The 15,312-nt window shown below is 73.3% G+C and carries 12 protein-coding genes; 6 read left to right on the plus strand and 6 right to left on the minus strand.

What is annotated here, in order from left to right; translation table 11 throughout:
• Positions 1–182 precede the first annotated feature (182 nt).
• The gene (locus tag ACGFXC_RS19045; protein ID WP_393714178.1) at positions 183–812 is read left to right on the plus strand and encodes a lysophospholipid acyltransferase family protein; all 630 of its coding nucleotides are present in this window, start codon (positions 183–185) and stop codon (positions 810–812) included.
• Between the two features lie 12 nt (positions 813–824).
• Here ACGFXC_RS19045 and ACGFXC_RS19050 read toward each other — a convergent pair whose 3' ends face one another.
• The 3 genes from ACGFXC_RS19050 to ACGFXC_RS19060 all read right to left on the minus strand — a co-directional run bounded on the left by ACGFXC_RS19050 (position 825) and on the right by ACGFXC_RS19060 (position 4,474).
• Positions 825–2,312 (minus strand): membrane-associated oxidoreductase, encoded by a 1,488-nt coding sequence (locus ACGFXC_RS19050; protein ID WP_393714180.1) that lies wholly within the window; start codon positions 2,310–2,312, stop codon positions 825–827.
• 69 nt (positions 2,313–2,381) lie between these two features.
• Positions 2,382–3,926 carry an MFS transporter gene (locus ACGFXC_RS19055; protein WP_393714182.1) on the minus strand — a complete coding sequence of 515 codons (1,545 nt, stop codon included), beginning with the start codon at positions 3,924–3,926 and terminating at the stop codon, positions 2,382–2,384.
• Positions 3,923–4,474 carry a TetR/AcrR family transcriptional regulator gene (locus ACGFXC_RS19060; protein WP_393714184.1) on the minus strand — a complete coding sequence of 184 codons (552 nt, stop codon included), beginning with the start codon at positions 4,472–4,474 and terminating at the stop codon, positions 3,923–3,925. The genes ACGFXC_RS19055 and ACGFXC_RS19060 overlap by 4 nt, the downstream gene beginning before the upstream one ends.
• A gap of 107 nt (positions 4,475–4,581) precedes the next feature.
• Between ACGFXC_RS19060 and ACGFXC_RS19065 the strand changes: the two genes are divergently transcribed.
• On the plus strand, positions 4,582–5,115 hold the full coding sequence (locus ACGFXC_RS19065) for an HAD domain-containing protein (protein WP_393714585.1): 534 nt from the start codon (positions 4,582–4,584) through the stop codon (positions 5,113–5,115).
• A 101-nt stretch (positions 5,116–5,216) separates the two neighbouring features.
• On the opposite strand, the gene argH is transcribed toward ACGFXC_RS19065, so the two are convergent.
• Both argH and ACGFXC_RS19075 read right to left on the minus strand, forming a co-directional pair.
• Complete coding sequence (gene argH, locus ACGFXC_RS19070) at positions 5,217–6,644, minus strand: argininosuccinate lyase (protein WP_393714186.1); 1,428 nt, start codon at positions 6,642–6,644, stop codon at positions 5,217–5,219.
• 87 nt (positions 6,645–6,731) lie between these two features.
• On the minus strand, positions 6,732–7,925 hold the full coding sequence (locus ACGFXC_RS19075) for an argininosuccinate synthase (RefSeq protein WP_030723509.1): 1,194 nt from the start codon (positions 7,923–7,925) through the stop codon (positions 6,732–6,734).
• A 162-nt stretch (positions 7,926–8,087) separates the two neighbouring features.
• On the opposite strand from ACGFXC_RS19075, the gene ACGFXC_RS19080 reads away from it, so the two are divergent.
• The 4 genes from ACGFXC_RS19080 to ACGFXC_RS19095 are packed head-to-tail and all read left to right on the plus strand — an operon-like array spanning position 8,088 to position 14,757.
• Complete coding sequence (locus tag ACGFXC_RS19080; protein ID WP_393714586.1) at positions 8,088–8,780, plus strand: L,D-transpeptidase; 693 nt, start codon at positions 8,088–8,090, stop codon at positions 8,778–8,780.
• Between the two features lie 30 nt (positions 8,781–8,810).
• The gene (locus ACGFXC_RS19085; protein ID WP_393714188.1) at positions 8,811–13,787 is read left to right on the plus strand and encodes a caspase family protein; all 4,977 of its coding nucleotides are present in this window, start codon (positions 8,811–8,813) and stop codon (positions 13,785–13,787) included.
• A complete protein-coding gene (locus ACGFXC_RS19090; RefSeq protein WP_393714190.1) occupies positions 13,784–14,155 on the plus strand; it encodes a hypothetical protein in 372 nt (123 codons plus the stop codon). The genes ACGFXC_RS19085 and ACGFXC_RS19090 overlap by 4 nt, the downstream gene beginning before the upstream one ends.
• Positions 14,152–14,757 carry a hypothetical protein gene (locus tag ACGFXC_RS19095; RefSeq protein WP_393714192.1) on the plus strand — a complete coding sequence of 202 codons (606 nt, stop codon included), beginning with the start codon at positions 14,152–14,154 and terminating at the stop codon, positions 14,755–14,757. Before ACGFXC_RS19090 ends, ACGFXC_RS19095 begins: the two co-directional genes overlap by 4 nt.
• Positions 14,758–14,770: 13 nt before the next feature.
• Here ACGFXC_RS19095 and ACGFXC_RS19100 read toward each other — a convergent pair whose 3' ends face one another.
• Positions 14,771–15,307 carry an arginine repressor gene (locus ACGFXC_RS19100; RefSeq protein ID WP_393714194.1) on the minus strand — a complete coding sequence of 179 codons (537 nt, stop codon included), beginning with the start codon at positions 15,305–15,307 and terminating at the stop codon, positions 14,771–14,773.
• Positions 15,308–15,312 lie beyond the last annotated feature (5 nt).

A 15,312-nucleotide genomic window follows, 5' to 3' on the forward strand; every position in this document is an offset into this window, starting at 1 on the left:
AACATGGCGCGAACGCGCGTCAACACTGCGTATCCGACACGTGAACCCGATGTGCGATCAGCGGTGACCCGCGAGTATCGTCCTCACCTGCACTACCGCCGCGTGGTGCGCAGCCGCTTTTCGATGCCGGAGGGCTCACGTTGTTCCGTACCGCGCTCATCAAAGCCACTGTCGGACCGGTCATGCGCCTGATCATCCGCACCAGGGTGGAGGGCATCGAGAACATTCCGGGCACCGGTCCGGTGATCCTGGCGGGCAATCACCTCACCTTCATCGACTCGATGATCCTGCCGCTGGTCTGCGACCGCACGGTCCACTTCATCGGCAAGGACGAGTACGTGACGGGCAAGGGCCTCAAGGGCCGCCTGATGGCGTGGTTCTTCACCGGCGCCGGCATGATCCCGGTGGACCGGGACGGCGCGAACGGCGGTGTCGCGGCGCTGATGACGGGGCGCAGGATCCTGGAGGAGGGCAAGATCTTCGGGATCTACCCCGAGGGCACCCGCTCCCCCGACGGCCGCCTGTACCGAGGCCGTACCGGCATCGCCCGCCTCACCCTGATGACCGGCGCCCCCGTGGTCCCCTTCGCGATGATCGGTACCGACAAGCTCCAGCCCGGCGGCTCGGGCATGCCGCGCCCGGGCCGGGTCACGGTCCGTTTCGGCGAGCCGATGGAGTTCTCCCGCTACGAGGGCATGGACCGCGACCGCTACGTGCTGCGCGCCGTCACCGACTCGGTGATGGCCGAGGTCATGCGGCTGTCGGGGCAGGAGTACGTGGACATGTACGCCACCAAGGCGAAGGCCGCCTGACCGGCACCGGCGCTACTGCCGCTGGAGCGAGCGGCTGACGCCCGCCGCGGTGGTGGTGGCGAGGATCCAGCCGGTCACGATCAGCAGGTACGACAGCCACTGGTACCAGCCGCCCGGCGCGTAGGCGGACTCCTGGCCGAAGCCGACGATCGGCAGCATCAGGTCGATCGTGTAGAAGACGGCGTTGAAGTCCGGCGCCTCCCCCGCCTTCAGCGGCCGGGGCGCGTGCGCCGTGTACGCGAGGGAGCCGAGGAGCAGCAGCGCGGCCAGCCAGGACGCCGCGCGCAGCGGCCGGAAGCCGTAGCCGACGGTGACGTCCTGGAGGAGCCCCCACAGCCGGGCGGCCCGGGGCAGGGTGCGGCGGTGGCGCCGCAGTTTGGCCAGTTGCACCGTACGGGCGGCCGACTCGTCGCCGGCCGTACGGTAGGCCGCGGCGAGCTGTTCGTAGGCGTACGGGAGGTAGCCCGACTCCTCGCGCTCCAGCGCGGGCAGGCGCTGCTCGGCGGGCAGGTGCGGGGCGAGCGTGCGGTAGGTGAGCCCGTCGATGCGGATCTTCTCGGGCCAGGTGGCGCTGGGCACGTGCAGCAGGTCGAAGTGGGAACGGCGCAGGTTGACGAGCCCCCGGACCTGCTCGCAGCCCCGCAGCCACATCTCGCCGACGGCGCAGCTGGAGGCGCGCAGGGCGACGCCGCCGGGGTTGGTGAAGGTGGCGTGCGCGAGGTTGAGCTGACCCGGTATCCGCGAGCCGGTGAGGTTCACCGTGCCCCGGGCCTCCAGCCGCTGGGCCCGCAGGTCCGTGCCGACGGTCAGCGTCTCGGCGTGCAGCGCGATCCCGCCGGGGGCGAGGAGGCGGGCCCGGTCCAGGCTGATCTGGCCCGCGACGGTGGCGCCGTTGAGGCGCAGCTGGCCGTGGACGGTCAGGTCGTTGGCGATGATGTCGGTGCCGACCTCGGCGTGGTTGAGCTGGAGCGGGGGTTCGTCCGCCTCCTCCCCCGTCTCCTCCCCCGCCACCGGGCCGATCACCGCTCCCTGGAGGAACAGGCCGCCGTTGATCTTCGCGCCCTGGAGCCGTACGGGGCCGGTGATGCGGCAGCAGGACAGCCGCAGGACCACGTCGACGCGGAGGGTGGCGGCGGTGAGGCCGGGGAGGGTGGAGTAGCCGAGGACCAGGGCCTTGAGCTGGGCTCCGAACATCAGGGGGGCCCGTTCGAACCAGCAGTCGCGCAGCCGGACGGGGTGGTCGACGGTCGCGTAGCGCAGGTCGAACTTCCCGACGATCTTCGCGCCCTTGACCTTCAGGCCCGCGACCCGGCCCTCTTCGGCGGGGCCCGCGCCCAGCAGCAGGGCGCGCAGCACCTCGGCCCGGACGGTGCGCTCGGGGCCCCAGCCGGCCCCGTCCGCGGAGCTGTCCTCGGGGTGCGCGCGGAAGTCGACGCCGTCGCCGCGCGGGAAGGCGTCCCATACGCGGCGTTCGGCCGGGGTCAGATCGGTGATCTCCATCGCCGGGATGGTGTCCCGCCCGCCGACGCGGTGTCAACCACGGGCGGGACGCCGCTGCCTGGCGGTGCGTCAGTGCTCGATGCCGTCCTGGAGCTCCTGGCCCTTCAGCAGGAACCAGGCGGCCGCGGCGGTGGCCAGCAGGACGGCCGCGCCGACGCCCGAGGCGAGCCGCAGTCCGTCCACGAAGGCGTCCTGGGCGGCACCGACCATCTGCGAGGCGGTCTGCGGATCCAGTGCCCTGGCGGCTTCGACGGCTCCGCCGAGCGATTCGTGCGCGGCGTCGGCCACCTGCGCGGACACCGAGGCCGGGGCGGTGAAGGACTGGTAGACGCCGGTCACCACGGAGCCGAGCAGGGCGATGCCGAGGGCCGCGCCGAGTTCGTACGCGGTCTCGGAGACGGCCGAGGCCGAGCCGGCCTGCTCCTTGGGGACGCTGGAGAGGATCACGTCGGCGGTGACGGTGAAGGAGAAGCCGGCGCCGAGTCCGACGACGAGCAGGGCCGCGCCGAGCAGCGGGTAGCCGGTCTCCTTGTGGATCACCGTAAGGGCGGCCAGGGCCACTCCGATGGCGGCGAGGCCGCCGGTCACGATGACGCGGACCGTGTACTTGCGGGCGTAGCGGCCCGCCACGAGGCCGGTGACCACCGCGCCGATGGCGGCGGGCAGTTCGGCCAGGCCGGCTTCCAGGGGGTCGCGGCCCTGCACGAGCTGGAGGAACTGGGAGAGGAAGAAGACCAGCCCGGACAGGCCGAAGACGGTCAGCAGGTCGGCGAGGACCGCGCCGGAGAAGCCGCGGTGCTTGAAGAGCCGCATGTCCAGCAGCGGGGACGGCAGGCTGAACTGGCGCCGGACGAACGCGTACAGGCAGGCTCCGCCGATGACGGCGGCGGCCCAGACGCCCCAGGTCGGGCCGTGGGTGGCGACTTCCTTGACGGCGTAGACCACACCGATGACACCGACGAGGGAAAGGGCGACGCTGACCAGGTCCCAGGGCCCGGCGACCGGGTTCTTGGACTCGGGCAGCAGCTTGATGCCGACGAGGACCAGGGCGACCATCACCGGCAGGTTGATCAGGAAGACCGAGCCCCACCAGAAGTGCTGGAGCAGGACTCCGCCGACGACCGGCCCGACGGCCGCGCCGGCGGATGCGGTGGCGCCCCAGATGCCGATGGCCAGGCTGCGCTCGCGGGGGTCCTGGAAGATGTTCCGGATCAGCGCGAGGGTGGAGGGCATCAGGGTCGCGCCGGCCACGCCGAGCAGCGCCCGGGCCACGATCATCATCTCGGGGCTGGAGGCGTAGGCGTTCAGCACGGACACCGCGCCGAAGGCGGTGGCTCCGGCCAGCAGCAGCTTCTTGCGGCCTATCCGGTCGCCGAGGGAGCCCATGGAGACGAGCAGACCCGCGATGACGAAGGAGTAGATGTCGCCGATCCACAGCAGCTGGGTGCCGGACGGCTTGAGGTCCTCGCTGAGGGCGGGGGTGGCGAGACCGAGCACGGTGGCGTCCACCGCGACCAGCAGCACGGCCAGGACGAGCACGGAGAGGGCGAGCCATCGCCCCCGGCCCTTCCCCTCCGCCCCCTTCTGCCGGTTCAGCTGTTCGATACGGCTCATTGCTCCACACTCCGTCGTGCGCCACCGAGCAGCAACTCGGTGATCATGTACTGGAAGTCCTTGGCGGCGACCCGGCCGTCCATCACGGCCCAGGCACAGGTGCCGACGAGGCCGTAGAAGGCCTCGGTGAGCCAGGCGGGGCTCAGGTCGATGCGGATGTCGCCCTCCTGCTGGCCGCGCCGGAACAGCGCGCCGACCCGGGCGTCGAGGCGGGCCCAGCCCTCGTTGACCGCATCGCCCTCGAAGAGCTGGTTCTCGGTGACGAGGAAGGCCAGCAGCTGGGCGTTGGGCTCCGTCTCGGCGATCAGCCGCCCGATCGCCTCCACGGCCGTGCCCTCGTCGAGGCGGGCGCGGTCGAAGGCCACCTCGAAGGCGCGGATCCCCAGCTCCTCCAGGGCCCGTACGAGGGCGTCGCGCCCGGCGAAGTGCCGGTGGAGGGTCGCGCGGCCGATTCCGGCGGCGCGGGCGACCTCGTCCATCGTGGCGGTCGATTTGCGGGAGAGCAGGGCGGCCGCGTCGCGGAGCACCTGGTCACGATCCATGGCCATGAGACAAGCATAACCCGAATGAGACGCCAGTGTCTCATTCGATCAAAAAATCGGCTGCGCCCGGACAGCCGGAAAGGAATCCTGCGCCCATGAAGCCCCTGAAGCCCCTGAAGCCCCTGCTGCTCATCGACGTCGACGGACCGCTCAACCCCTACGCCGCCCGGGCCCAACGCCGCCCGGAGGGCTACAGCACCCACCGGATGACGCCTCGGGGGTGGACGGTCGCCGGCCGGGGCGAACCCCTGCGGGTCTGGCTGAACCACGGCCACGGTGCGGAGCTGCTCGCGCTGGCGGAGCTCTACGACCTCGTCTGGGCCACCACCTGGAAGGACGAGGCCAACGACTGGATAGGCCCGCACCTGGGCCTGCCCCGGCTGCCCTTCATCGACTGGCCGCAGATGCACGGCCGGGCGCCGCGCGGCACCTTCTGGAAGACCCAGTACGTGCTGGAGTACGCGGCCGGGCGGCCCTTCGCCTGGATCGACGATGACATCACCCCCGCCGACCGCGAGTACGTCGACCAGCTGTACCCCGCGCACGCCCTGCTCCTGCGCGTCGACGAGCGGGTCGGGCTGACGCGGGCCGACTTCGACGCGCTGGCCGGCTGGGCCGCGCGGGGGCCGGGCCCGGACGCGCAGTGATCCCCCGCCCGGGGCGGAGCCGCTCGGTGGTCCGCGCACGACTCGGGGGCGGTACGGGCCGGCCGGCTCGTACCGCCCCCGAGGGTGCGACGGGTGTGCGGCTACTTCTTGTGGAGGGCCCAGGCGTGCTGGATGACCAGGTCGGCCTTCAGCTCGGTGAGCTGGACGGCCACCGCCGACGGGGCGGTGCCGCCGCGGCCGTTGCGGGAGGCCAGGGCGCCCTTGACGTTGAGGACCGTACGGACCTCGGGTGTCAGGTGCTCCGAGATCTTCGCGAACTGGTCGTCGGTGAGCCGGTCGAGTTCGATGCCCTCGGCCTCGCAGGCCTTGACGCACTCACCGGCCACCTCGTGCGCCACCCGGAACGGCACGCCCTGCTTGACCAGCCACTCCGCGATGTCGGTGGCCAGGGAGAAGCCCGCCGGAGCCAGCTCCTCCATCCGCTCCCGGTGAATGGTGAGGGTCGCCATCATGCCGGTGAAGGCGGGCAGGAGGACTTCCAGGGTGTCGCAGGAGTCGAAGACCGGCTCCTTGTCCTCCTGGAGGTCCCGGTTGTAGGCCAGCGGCAGCGCCTTGAGGGTCGCCAGCAGGCCCGTCAGGTTGCCGATGAGCCGGCCCGACTTGCCCCGCGCCAGCTCCGCGATGTCGGGGTTCTTCTTCTGCGGCATGATCGACGAGCCGGTGGAGAAGGCGTCGTGGAGGGTGACGAAGGAGAACTCCTTCGTGTTCCAGAGGATGATCTCCTCCGCGATCCGGGACAGGTTGATCCCGATCATCGCCGTGACGAACGCGAACTCGGCGACGAAGTCGCGGGAGGCCGTGCCGTCGATCGAGTTGCCGACCGAGCCCCGCTCGAAGCCCAGGTCTGCCGCGACCTGCTCGGGGTCCAGGCCCAGCGAGGAACCGGCCAGCGCGCCCGACCCGTACGGGGAGACGGCGGTCCGGGTGTCCCACTGCCGCAGCCGCTCGGCGTCCCGGGACAGGGACTGCACGTGGGCCAGGACGTGGTGGGCGAAGAGCACCGGCTGCGCGTGCTGGAGGTGGGTGCGGCCCGGCATCGCCACGTCCGCGTGCGCCTCGGCGAGGCCGACCAGCGCGTCCTGGAGGTCGGCGATCAGGCCGCCGATGATCCGGGCGTGGTCGCGCAGGTACATCCGGAAGAGGGTCGCCACCTGGTCGTTGCGCGACCGGCCGGCCCGCAGCTTGCCGCCGAGGTCGGCGCCGAGCCGCTCCAGCAGGCCGCGCTCCAGGGCGGTGTGCACGTCCTCGTCGGCGATGGTGCCGGTGAACGAGCCGTCGGCCACGTCGGCCTCCAGCCGGTCCAGGCCGTCGGTCATGCGGTCGAGTTCCTCGGCCGTGAGCAGGCCCGCCTTGGCGAGCACGCGGGCGTGGGCGCGCGAGCCGGCGATGTCGTACGGCGCGAGGCGCCAGTCGAAGTGGACCGACGCGGACAGCTTCGCGAGGGCCTCCGAGGGCCCGTCGGCGAACCGGCCGCCCCAGAGCCGGACGTCACCGTTGTTGCTGCTCACAGCTGCTGCTCCTCATGAGGGTGGATGTGCGACGGCCTCCCCGCCGCGGAGGTTTCGGGGAGGCCGCCGTCGTACCGCGCGGACGACTCAGGCGAGGTCGCGACGGGCGGCGATCTTCGAGGAGAGCCCGAAGATCTCGATGAAGCCCTGGGCCTTGGACTGGTCGAAGGTGTCGCCCGAGTCGTAGGTCGCGAGGTTGAAGTCGTACAGCGACTCGTCCGACTTGCGGCCGGTGACGACGGCGCGGCCGCCGTGCAGGGTCATCCGGATGTCACCGGTGACGTGCTGGTTGGCCTCGTTGATGAAGCCGTCCAGCGCCCGCTTGAGCGGGGAGAACCACAGGCCGTCGTAGACCATCTCGCCCCAGCGCTGCTCGACCTGCCGCTTGTAGCGGGCCAGCTCGCGCTCGACGGTGACGTTCTCCAGCTCCTGGTGGGCGGTGATCAGCGCGATCGCGCCCGGGGCCTCGTACACCTCGCGGGACTTGATGCCGACGAGACGGTCCTCGACGATGTCGATCCGGCCGATGCCCTGGGCGCCGGCGCGGTCGTTCAGCTGCTGGATGGCCTGGAGCACGCTGACGGGCTTGCCGTCGATGGCGACCGGGACGCCCTCCTTGAAGGAGATGACGACCTCGTCGGCCTCGCGGGGCAGGGCCGGGTTCGAGGTGTACTCGTAGATGTCCTCGATCGGGGCGTTCCAGATGTCCTCCAGGAAGCCCGTCTCGACCGCGCGCCCGAAGACGTTCTGGTCGATGGAGTACGGGGACTTCTTGGTGGTGGCGATCGGGAGCTGCTTCTCCTCGCAGAAGGCGATCGCCTTGTCCCGGGTCATCGCGTAGTCACGGACCGGGGCGATGCACTTGAGGTCGGGGGCGAGGGCGACGATGCCCGCCTCGAAGCGGACCTGGTCGTTGCCCTTGCCGGTGCAGCCGTGGGCGACGGTCGTGGCGCCGTGCTTCTTGGCGGCGGCGACCAGGTGCTTGACGATGGCCGGCCGGGAGAGCGCCGAGACCAGCGGGTACCGGTCCATGTAGAGGGCGTTCGCCTTGATCGCCGGGAGGCAGTACTCGTTGGCGAACTCGTCCGAGGCGTCGGCGACCTCGGCCTCCACCGCACCGCAGTCGAGCGCGCGCTTGCGGATGACGTCCAGGTCCTCGCCGCCCTGGCCGACGTCCACGGCAACGGCGATGACCTCGGCGCCCGTCTCCTCGGCGATCCAGCCGATGGCGACGGAGGTGTCCAGGCCGCCCGAGTAGGCGAGTACGACGCGCTCGGTCACGGGTTTCTCCTTACGGTGCATTCAACGACAGGCATAACTATGCACTACTCCGTATGTTTCGTCAATCGCGCCCCGATGGTGCGCCATGGAGTCACCGGTTCGAGCCTCGACGGCCTGCCTGCGCTCCCCCTGCCCGCCCCGGCCCGTACCGTCTGACGTGTGCTGCGTACCGCTCTGCTCACCGGCTCGCTGATCCTCGCCGCCCTGCCCCTGGCGGGCGGCCCCGCGGGCCCGCTGCCCGACCGCCTCGCCGACACCGGCGGCGGCAGCCAGCTGATCACCGCCGTGGCCCCGGCGCCCGGCTCCACGACCGGCCGGCTCAGCTGGTGGGACCGGCGGGCCGGCCGCTGGTACCGGGCCGGGAGCGCGCCCGCCCGGTTCGGCGCGAACGGCCTCACCGAGGGCGCGACGCGGACCCAGGGCACGAACACCACGCCGACGGGCCTGTACGGGCTCCCGTACGCCTTCGGCACCGCACCGCCGCCGGCCGGGACGGCCTACGCCTACCGGCCGGTGACGGACCGTTCGTGGTGGTGCCAGGACAACGCCTCGGCGCAGTACAACCGCTGGACGGAACCGCTCCCGGCGGACTGCGCCCCCGGCGAAGCCGAGCACCTGGCCTCCTACGGCCGGCAGTACGCGCACGCCCTGGTCGTCGGCTTCAACTACGAGCGGCCCGTACGCGGCCGGGGCGCGGGCATCTTCCTCCACGTCGACGGCGAGGGCGCCACGGCCGGCTGCGTCTCGGTCCCCCGCCGCGCCCTGCGCGCCCTGCTCCGCTGGGCGGACCCCGGCCGCCATCCGCACATCGCGATCGGCACGGAATCCGGCCCGCTGGCGGTGACCCGGTACTGAGATCATGTCCCCGTGCCACGGGGAGGGGACATGGACGGAACGCGCAGGGCCCTGCTGATCGGGGTGGGGACGACACCGGGGGCGGGCGGGCGCTTCGCCCCGCTGGAGAAGCCGGTCGCCGCCGATCTGCGGGAGCTGGCCGACGCGCTGCGGGAGTCGGGCTACGAGGTCGAGGTCCTGGAGGAGGCGACCCGGGCGGCCCTCACGTCCCGGATCGCGGCCGCCGGCCGGGACCTGCCGGCCGACGGGGTCCTGCTGATCCACTTCACCGGTCACGGGGTCCGCGTCGGGGACACCGACTACCTGGTGCCGCACGACGCACTGGCTCCCGCCGAGGGGGACGAGGACTGGGAGCAGCCCCACGTGCTCCAGAGCCTCGTGCCGGCCGACATCGGTCCGTACCTGGCCAAGTGCAGGACCGGCACCGTGCTGTGGACGCTCGACGCCTGCCGCTCGCCGATGACCGACGACGGCTTCCGCTTCGGCGGCAAGATCGTCGCGGGGCCGCCCTCGGGCAGCTTCGCGGTGCTCACCGGCTGCCGCGCGGGCGAGGTCTGCGGGCACACGGACGAGGGCAGCTTCTTCACGCTCGGCCTCGCGGAGGCGGTGCGGCCCCTGACGGGCGCGCGCACCGTCGGGGAAGTGCACGCGACGGCCTCCGCCCTGGCCCGGAAGGCCGCGCACGCCCACGGGCTGCGCCAGCATCCCGAGGTGCGCTACGGCGCCGACCACGAACCCCGGACCCGGGCCACGGTGGTGTGCGACGGCCGCCGGCTGCTGGAGTCCTGGCAGCGGGCGGTACGCGAGTGCCCGCTGTGGGAGCGGGTCCCCGCGGACCAGGCCGCCGAGGCGGACCTCTTCCGCGAGGCGGTGGAGCGGCTGGTCCGCGACAGCGCGCAGACGGTGCACCGCGCGCGGCGGCGGCAGCCGGACCCCTGGGCGGACGACGCCTTCCCGGTACGGCTGCTGCTCAAGGTGCTCCCCCGGCTCCTCCCGGAGGACGCCGGTCTGTCGGCGGTGGAGGCGGCCGTACTGGTGGCCGCGCCGGTCCTGCACGAGGCGGCCCGGGCGAACCGGCTGAGCGCGGCGCGCGAGGTGAATCCGTGGTCGGTGCGCCGGACGCCCGAGGCCGGTCCGGGGCGCCGGTACTACGAGCAGGTGGCGGCGCACCATCCGCACATCGCGCGGAAGATCGACGACGCGCTGGGGCGGGACGGCTTCGCGGAGGACGCCCGGAACGTCTCGGGCTGGCTGGTCCACCGGTGGATCGCCGAACAGTTCGAGACGGACGAGCACGCGGTGCCGCCCGCCTTCGTCGACCCCTTCGTCACGGCGCTCCTCGGGGTGGAGGGCGGTCCGACCGCCCGGACGGCCGAGTTCGCGGCGGCCGTCGCGGAGCTGGCCGCGGCCGTCGGCCGCGGTCCGGTGTGGGAGCAGCTGCCGGCCGAGCCGCTCCGGGTCCGCCCGGGCCGGGAGACCCGGACGGTGCGGGTGCGGCCGCTGACGGCGCTGCTGCACCTGGCCGCCGCGCTGGCGCTCGACGTCCGCGCCCTGCCCGAGGTGCTCGCGGAGCACCTCGCCGTCCCGGACGGGGTGCTCCCGCGGGAGGTGGTCGCCGTGCTGAACGACACCGAGTGGTACGCGGAGGACGAGGGGCTCCACCTGGACGTGGTGTGCCCCCATCCGGCGGTCCACGCCGCCCTGGGCGGCGCCGTCGAACGCGCGGACGAGCTGACCGGCTCGCTGCTGAGGGTCCCGTGGTGGCCGGCGGCCGACCGGGAACTGCTGGCGGCGCTGCCCGCCCGGGTCAGCGACCGTCGCCTGCGCCCGATGGAGTCGCGGGGGCGGCGCGCCTACGACGTACCCCTGCTGCGCTTCCAGCTGGCGCAGACCGAGGTGCGGGAGCTGCTGATGGGCGAGCAGCTCTACGACGGCCGTCGGGAGCTGGCGCTGCGCGAGCTGTACCAGAACGCCATGGACGCCTGCCGCTACCGGGCGATGCGACGGCGCTACCTGCGGGCCACGGGGCACGAGACGGGCGGCTGGCAGGGCCGGATCTCCTTCACCCAGGGCGAGGACGAGCGCGGTCCGTACGTCGAATGCCGGGACACCGGAGTCGGCATGGGCGTGGAACAGCTGCGCGGCACCTTCACCCGGGCGGGCCGCCGCTTCGAGCAGTCGCGTGACTTCCGGCGCGAGCAGGACGCCTGGCTGCGCCAGGACCCGTCGCTGCGGCTCTATCCCAACAGCCGTTTCGGCATCGGGGTGTTCAGCTACTTCATGCTCGCCGACGAGATGACCATCGTGACCCGGCAGGTGGGCCCGGACGGCGTCCCCGCGGAGAAGGCGCTGCTGGTGCACATCTCCGGCAGCGGGAGCCTGTTCCGCATCCAGGAGTACGAGGGCCCCGGCGACGGCATGCCGGACGGCGGCACCCGGGTCCGGCTGCACACCCGGCCGGGCCGTGGCGCCGAGTCCCTGTCCTGCGTCACGGTGCTGCGTTCGCTGGTGCTGGTCAGCGAGTTCCCGCTGGACGCCCGGGATGCCTCGGGGGCCTCATACCACTGGCCGGCGGGGGCGCTCCAGGGTGCGTACGGGCCCGGTGGCGCCGTCGAGGCCGTCGCCGGATCCCTGTGGTGGGTGGACGGGGAGGGCGCCGTCGTCTGCGACGGCATCGTCACGGACCAGAAGGCGCGCGGATACGTGCTGAACCTGACGGGCCCGCACGCGGGAGAGCTGAGTGTCAACCGCACCAAGCTGCAGGACTACGACCGTGACTGGGAGGCGGAGCTGTGGCGGGCCGGAGCACCGGTCCTGGTGTCGTGGGGCGGGCTGACCATGTCCTGGCTCTGGTCCATGGAGCGGACGGCGCTGCGGTGCGCGCGCATCCTGTGGGACGCGCTGCGCGAACGGGGGCTCAGCATCCCGGTCGGCGGGGGCGGGCCGGACGTGGCACTGGACCGGGTCGGCTGGTTCGAGCCGGACTCCGGGATCCGTTCGAAGACGCGAACGGCCACCGGCAAGGACGCACGCCGTCTCGCATGGCGGGCCGCCGCCCACGGGGTACGGCCGCGGGATCCGCTGGACGCCCCTCCCCTCACCCTCGCCGGGCACCCGCTGCCGGAGCCCGGGTGGGGCTTCGTGGCCAACTCCACCGTCGGGGACTGGCGCACGGTCCTCAACCAGGCCTACAGCCAGGGCAGGACGGTCGGTGAGCTCCTGCGCATCGTGCGCTCGCTGCGCATCACCGATCCGGCGCTCGCCCCGCCGCCCAGCGCCCTCGGGCCGCTGGACTGGGCACCCGACTGGCGCGACCGGCTGCTGACGAGGGGGCTGCTCGCCACCGAAGACCGGTACGGCCGGCGGAGCCGGGAGCTCTCCGGCTTCGAGCACGGCCCCGCCGATCTGGGCGGCCTGGTCCGTGCTTCCGCCGCCGGCCGCGTCCCGCTCGGGAAACTGGCGGAGCGGTGCCGGCGCTACGTCGGCCTGATGCCCGCGCCCGTTCCCGAAGTGCCCGCGCACCACCGCGATCACGTCTGCGACGACGCGGACCTGGCCGTGCTCTATCTGGAGACCCCCGAGAAGACCTGGCGCCCGGCCCGCCGGCCGTGGGACGTCCTGCCGCTCTCGGAGCTCACCGGGCGCAGCCCGCGTGAGGTCAGCGAGCACATCGCCCGCTTCTCCTGGCTCGGGTGGCCCGCCCACGACTGGAAGACGGTGCTCGCGTGGTGCGAGGTGCCGCCCGACGAGCGGTTCTTCCTGAGCCACTTCCTGCACACGGCAGGGGAGGCGCCGCCCGCGCTGGCCTGGGCCGCCACCCTGGCCTATGCCGGACGGTGGGAGCTGACCCTGCGCAAGGCGGAGAAGGAACTCGGATTCTGGACCTCCCGGCTGGGAGTGGAGTACCAGCGCCGCTATCCGGCCGCGTCGGAGGCCGGCCGGCTCGTTCCGGGCGAGGCGACGGCCGACATCGCCCAGATCGCCCACGAGCAGGGGCTGCGGCTGGAGGACGGCTTCAGCCTGCGCGACCTCGCCTTCTGCAGGCCGAAGGAGACCGCGGACAGCGAGCTGGCCGGGGCCCTGGCCGACCTGCGCCGGGCAGGGGTACGGACGGATCCCGGAGACCAGCTCGTGGAGGCCTGGGACGAGATGGCCCACGGGCACCAGTACTACTTCGCCGGACGCGATCCGGCGTGGGGCGGTGCGAACTATCCGCTGCTCCCCACGACGGACGTCCTGCTCGCGGCGGCGACAGAGCTGCGGGAGCCGCTGGGACGGACCTGGAAGACCGCCCGGCGCCTGGCCAAGCCCCTGGGTCTGAAGGTCCCCCCGCTCCCGGCGGAGCTCGCCGACACCGTTCCCACCTGGCACGAAACCGCCGCGCTGATCGACTTCGGCGACGACGAGGACTTCGACGGCGAGTGGATGGAGGCCCCCCGCTGGACCGCGCTCACCGCGGAACGCCTGATCGGCTACGCCCGCAACCGCCGACTGCCACCCGCCGAGGCCTACCGGTCCCTCACCCGGTTCCGCGCCATCGGGGCCCTCGTACCGGAGGTGTCCGAACGGCAGCTGGCGGAACTCCCGGCCGCTGTGCCCGAACCCGGGGACGCGCTGGCCCTCGCCCCCGAGCAGCGCGTCTCGGCGCCCGCGGACGCACTCGGCCCGCTCGACGTCGTCTCCGTCGCCGCCCGGCTCGGCGAACCGGTGGCCCGGACCTGGCGGCGCATGACGCCGTACCTGCCCCTGGAGGGCACGGCGCCGCGGGTCACCGGTGCGCCCGAGGTCGTCCCGTGCTGGCAGGACCTGATCCTGCTGTCCGTCCACCACGACGGCCGGCTGCCCGCCCTGCACGGCCGGATCGGGCCCGAGGCGATCGCCCGCGCCGCCGGGGCCGTCGGCCGGGACGCCCCCTGGGCCCGTCGGCGGCTCGGGCTCTACGCCGCCATGTTCGCCCTGGACCTGCCCGAGGTGCCGCCGGTACCCGACCCCGAGGAGACCCCGTGACGACCGACCCGACCTCGACGGCCCACCAGGCCGGTCTCGGCTACGACGAGAGCCCGCTCGGCGAGATCGAGGACACCGGGTTCTCCGTCTCCCCCGACGGCGACGGCGCCGGTGTGACCGTACGGGGCACCTGTCCCCGCTGCGGCGGCCCGACCTCCACCACGTACCGCTACGGCGTGCCCGGACTGGGCGGCAAGGGGCTGGGCGACTGGTTCGCCGGTACGCGCGCCAGGCCCGGCGCCCCGGACCGCGATCCGCTGTACTCCGAGGCGCACTTCTGCGAATGCGGCCACGCGCACCCCGGCATGCCCGCGGAGGCCGTGTTCGTCGGGTGCGGGGCCGCCTGGCGGATCCGCAGCGCCCCGTGAGCGGGCCGTCGGAGCGCCGGTGGGCGCTGTTGGCGCGGGAGCTGGAGTTCACGCAGCTCGCGCAGCTGCGCCGACAGGCCGAGGGCTGGCGGACGGGGCTCACGGGCCTGACCGGACTGCTCGCCGTACTGACCGTCGTCAAGGGGCCCGACAGCCTGGCCGGCGCCGCCCGCGGGGCCGGGACGGCCGCCACGGCGATGGTGGCGGCGGCGTACGTCCTGCTGCTGGCCGGGATGCTGCTCGCCGCCCGGGCCGCGCACGGGCGGCCCGGTGAGGACATCCTGCTGGGCGGGCAGTCCCTGCGGCGGTGGACCGAGGGCGAGATCGTCCGGGTGACCCGGTCGCTGCGCTGGGCAGCGGTGGGCTGCGTGGCCGGGGTGGCCCTGGCGGCGGGCGCCCTCGTGCTGCTGTGGGTGGCCTCGGAGCCCCCCGCCCGCAACCTCGTCCGGGTCACCACCGACCGGTCCGAGGTGTGCGGGGAGCTGCTGCGCGCCGACGCGCGGGAGGTCGTCGTGCGGGTCGGCGCGGGGCCGGTGACGGCCCGGCAGGTGGTGCCGGTGGCCGGGCTGGTCGGCGTCGTGCCGGTGGCGGCCTGCGGCTGACCGGCCCGGCGGCTCAGCCCTCCTTCTGGGCCAGCCGCAGCAGGTGGTCGGCCAGGGCCTGGCCGCCCGCCGGGTCGCGGCTGATCAGCATCAGGGTGTCGTCCCCGGCGATGGTGCCGAGGATGGCCCGCAGTTCGGCCTGGTCGATCGCCGAGGCGAGGAACTGGGCCGCGCCGGGCGGGGTGCGCAGGACCACGAGGTTCGCGGAGGCCTCGGCGGAGATCAGCAGTTCGCCGGAGAGCCGCCGCATGCGTTCCTCCTTGGCCGATTCGCCGAGGGGGGCCTGCGGGGTGCGGAAGCCCCCCTCGCTGGGGACCGCGTAGATCAGCTCGCCGCCGGTGTTGCGGATCTTGACCGCTCCCAGCTCGTCGAGGTCGCGGGAGAGCGTCGCCTGGGTAACGCTCAGCCCGTCGTCGGCGAGCAGTTTGGCCAGCTGGCTCTGGGAACGGACCGGCTGCCGGTTGAGGATGTCCACGATCCGGCGGTGGCGGGCGGTGCGGGTCTGCGGGACGGACGGGCCCTGCTGCTCGTGTTCCTGCGCCTGACTCATCGTCG

The sequence above is a fragment of the Streptomyces sp. NPDC048507 genome, assembly GCF_043199995.1.
GTDB lineage: Bacteria > Actinomycetota > Actinomycetes > Streptomycetales > Streptomycetaceae > Streptomyces.

Coding starts and splice junctions, on each gene's coding strand:
- ACGFXC_RS19055 (WP_393714182.1), bottom strand. CDS start 3,926: ATGAGCCGTATCGAACAGCTGAACCGGCAGAAGGGGGCGGAGGGGAAG.
- ACGFXC_RS19050 (WP_393714180.1), bottom strand. CDS start 2,312: ATGGAGATCACCGATCTGACCCCGGCCGAACGCCGCGTATGGGACGCC.
- ACGFXC_RS19060 (WP_393714184.1), bottom strand. CDS start 4,474: ATGGCCATGGATCGTGACCAGGTGCTCCGCGACGCGGCCGCCCTGCTC.
- ACGFXC_RS19085 (WP_393714188.1), top strand. CDS start 8,811: ATGGACGGAACGCGCAGGGCCCTGCTGATCGGGGTGGGGACGACACCG.
- ACGFXC_RS19100 (WP_393714194.1), bottom strand. CDS start 15,307: ATGAGTCAGGCGCAGGAACACGAGCAGCAGGGCCCGTCCGTCCCGCAG.
- ACGFXC_RS19045 (WP_393714178.1), top strand. CDS start 183: ATGCGCCTGATCATCCGCACCAGGGTGGAGGGCATCGAGAACATTCCG.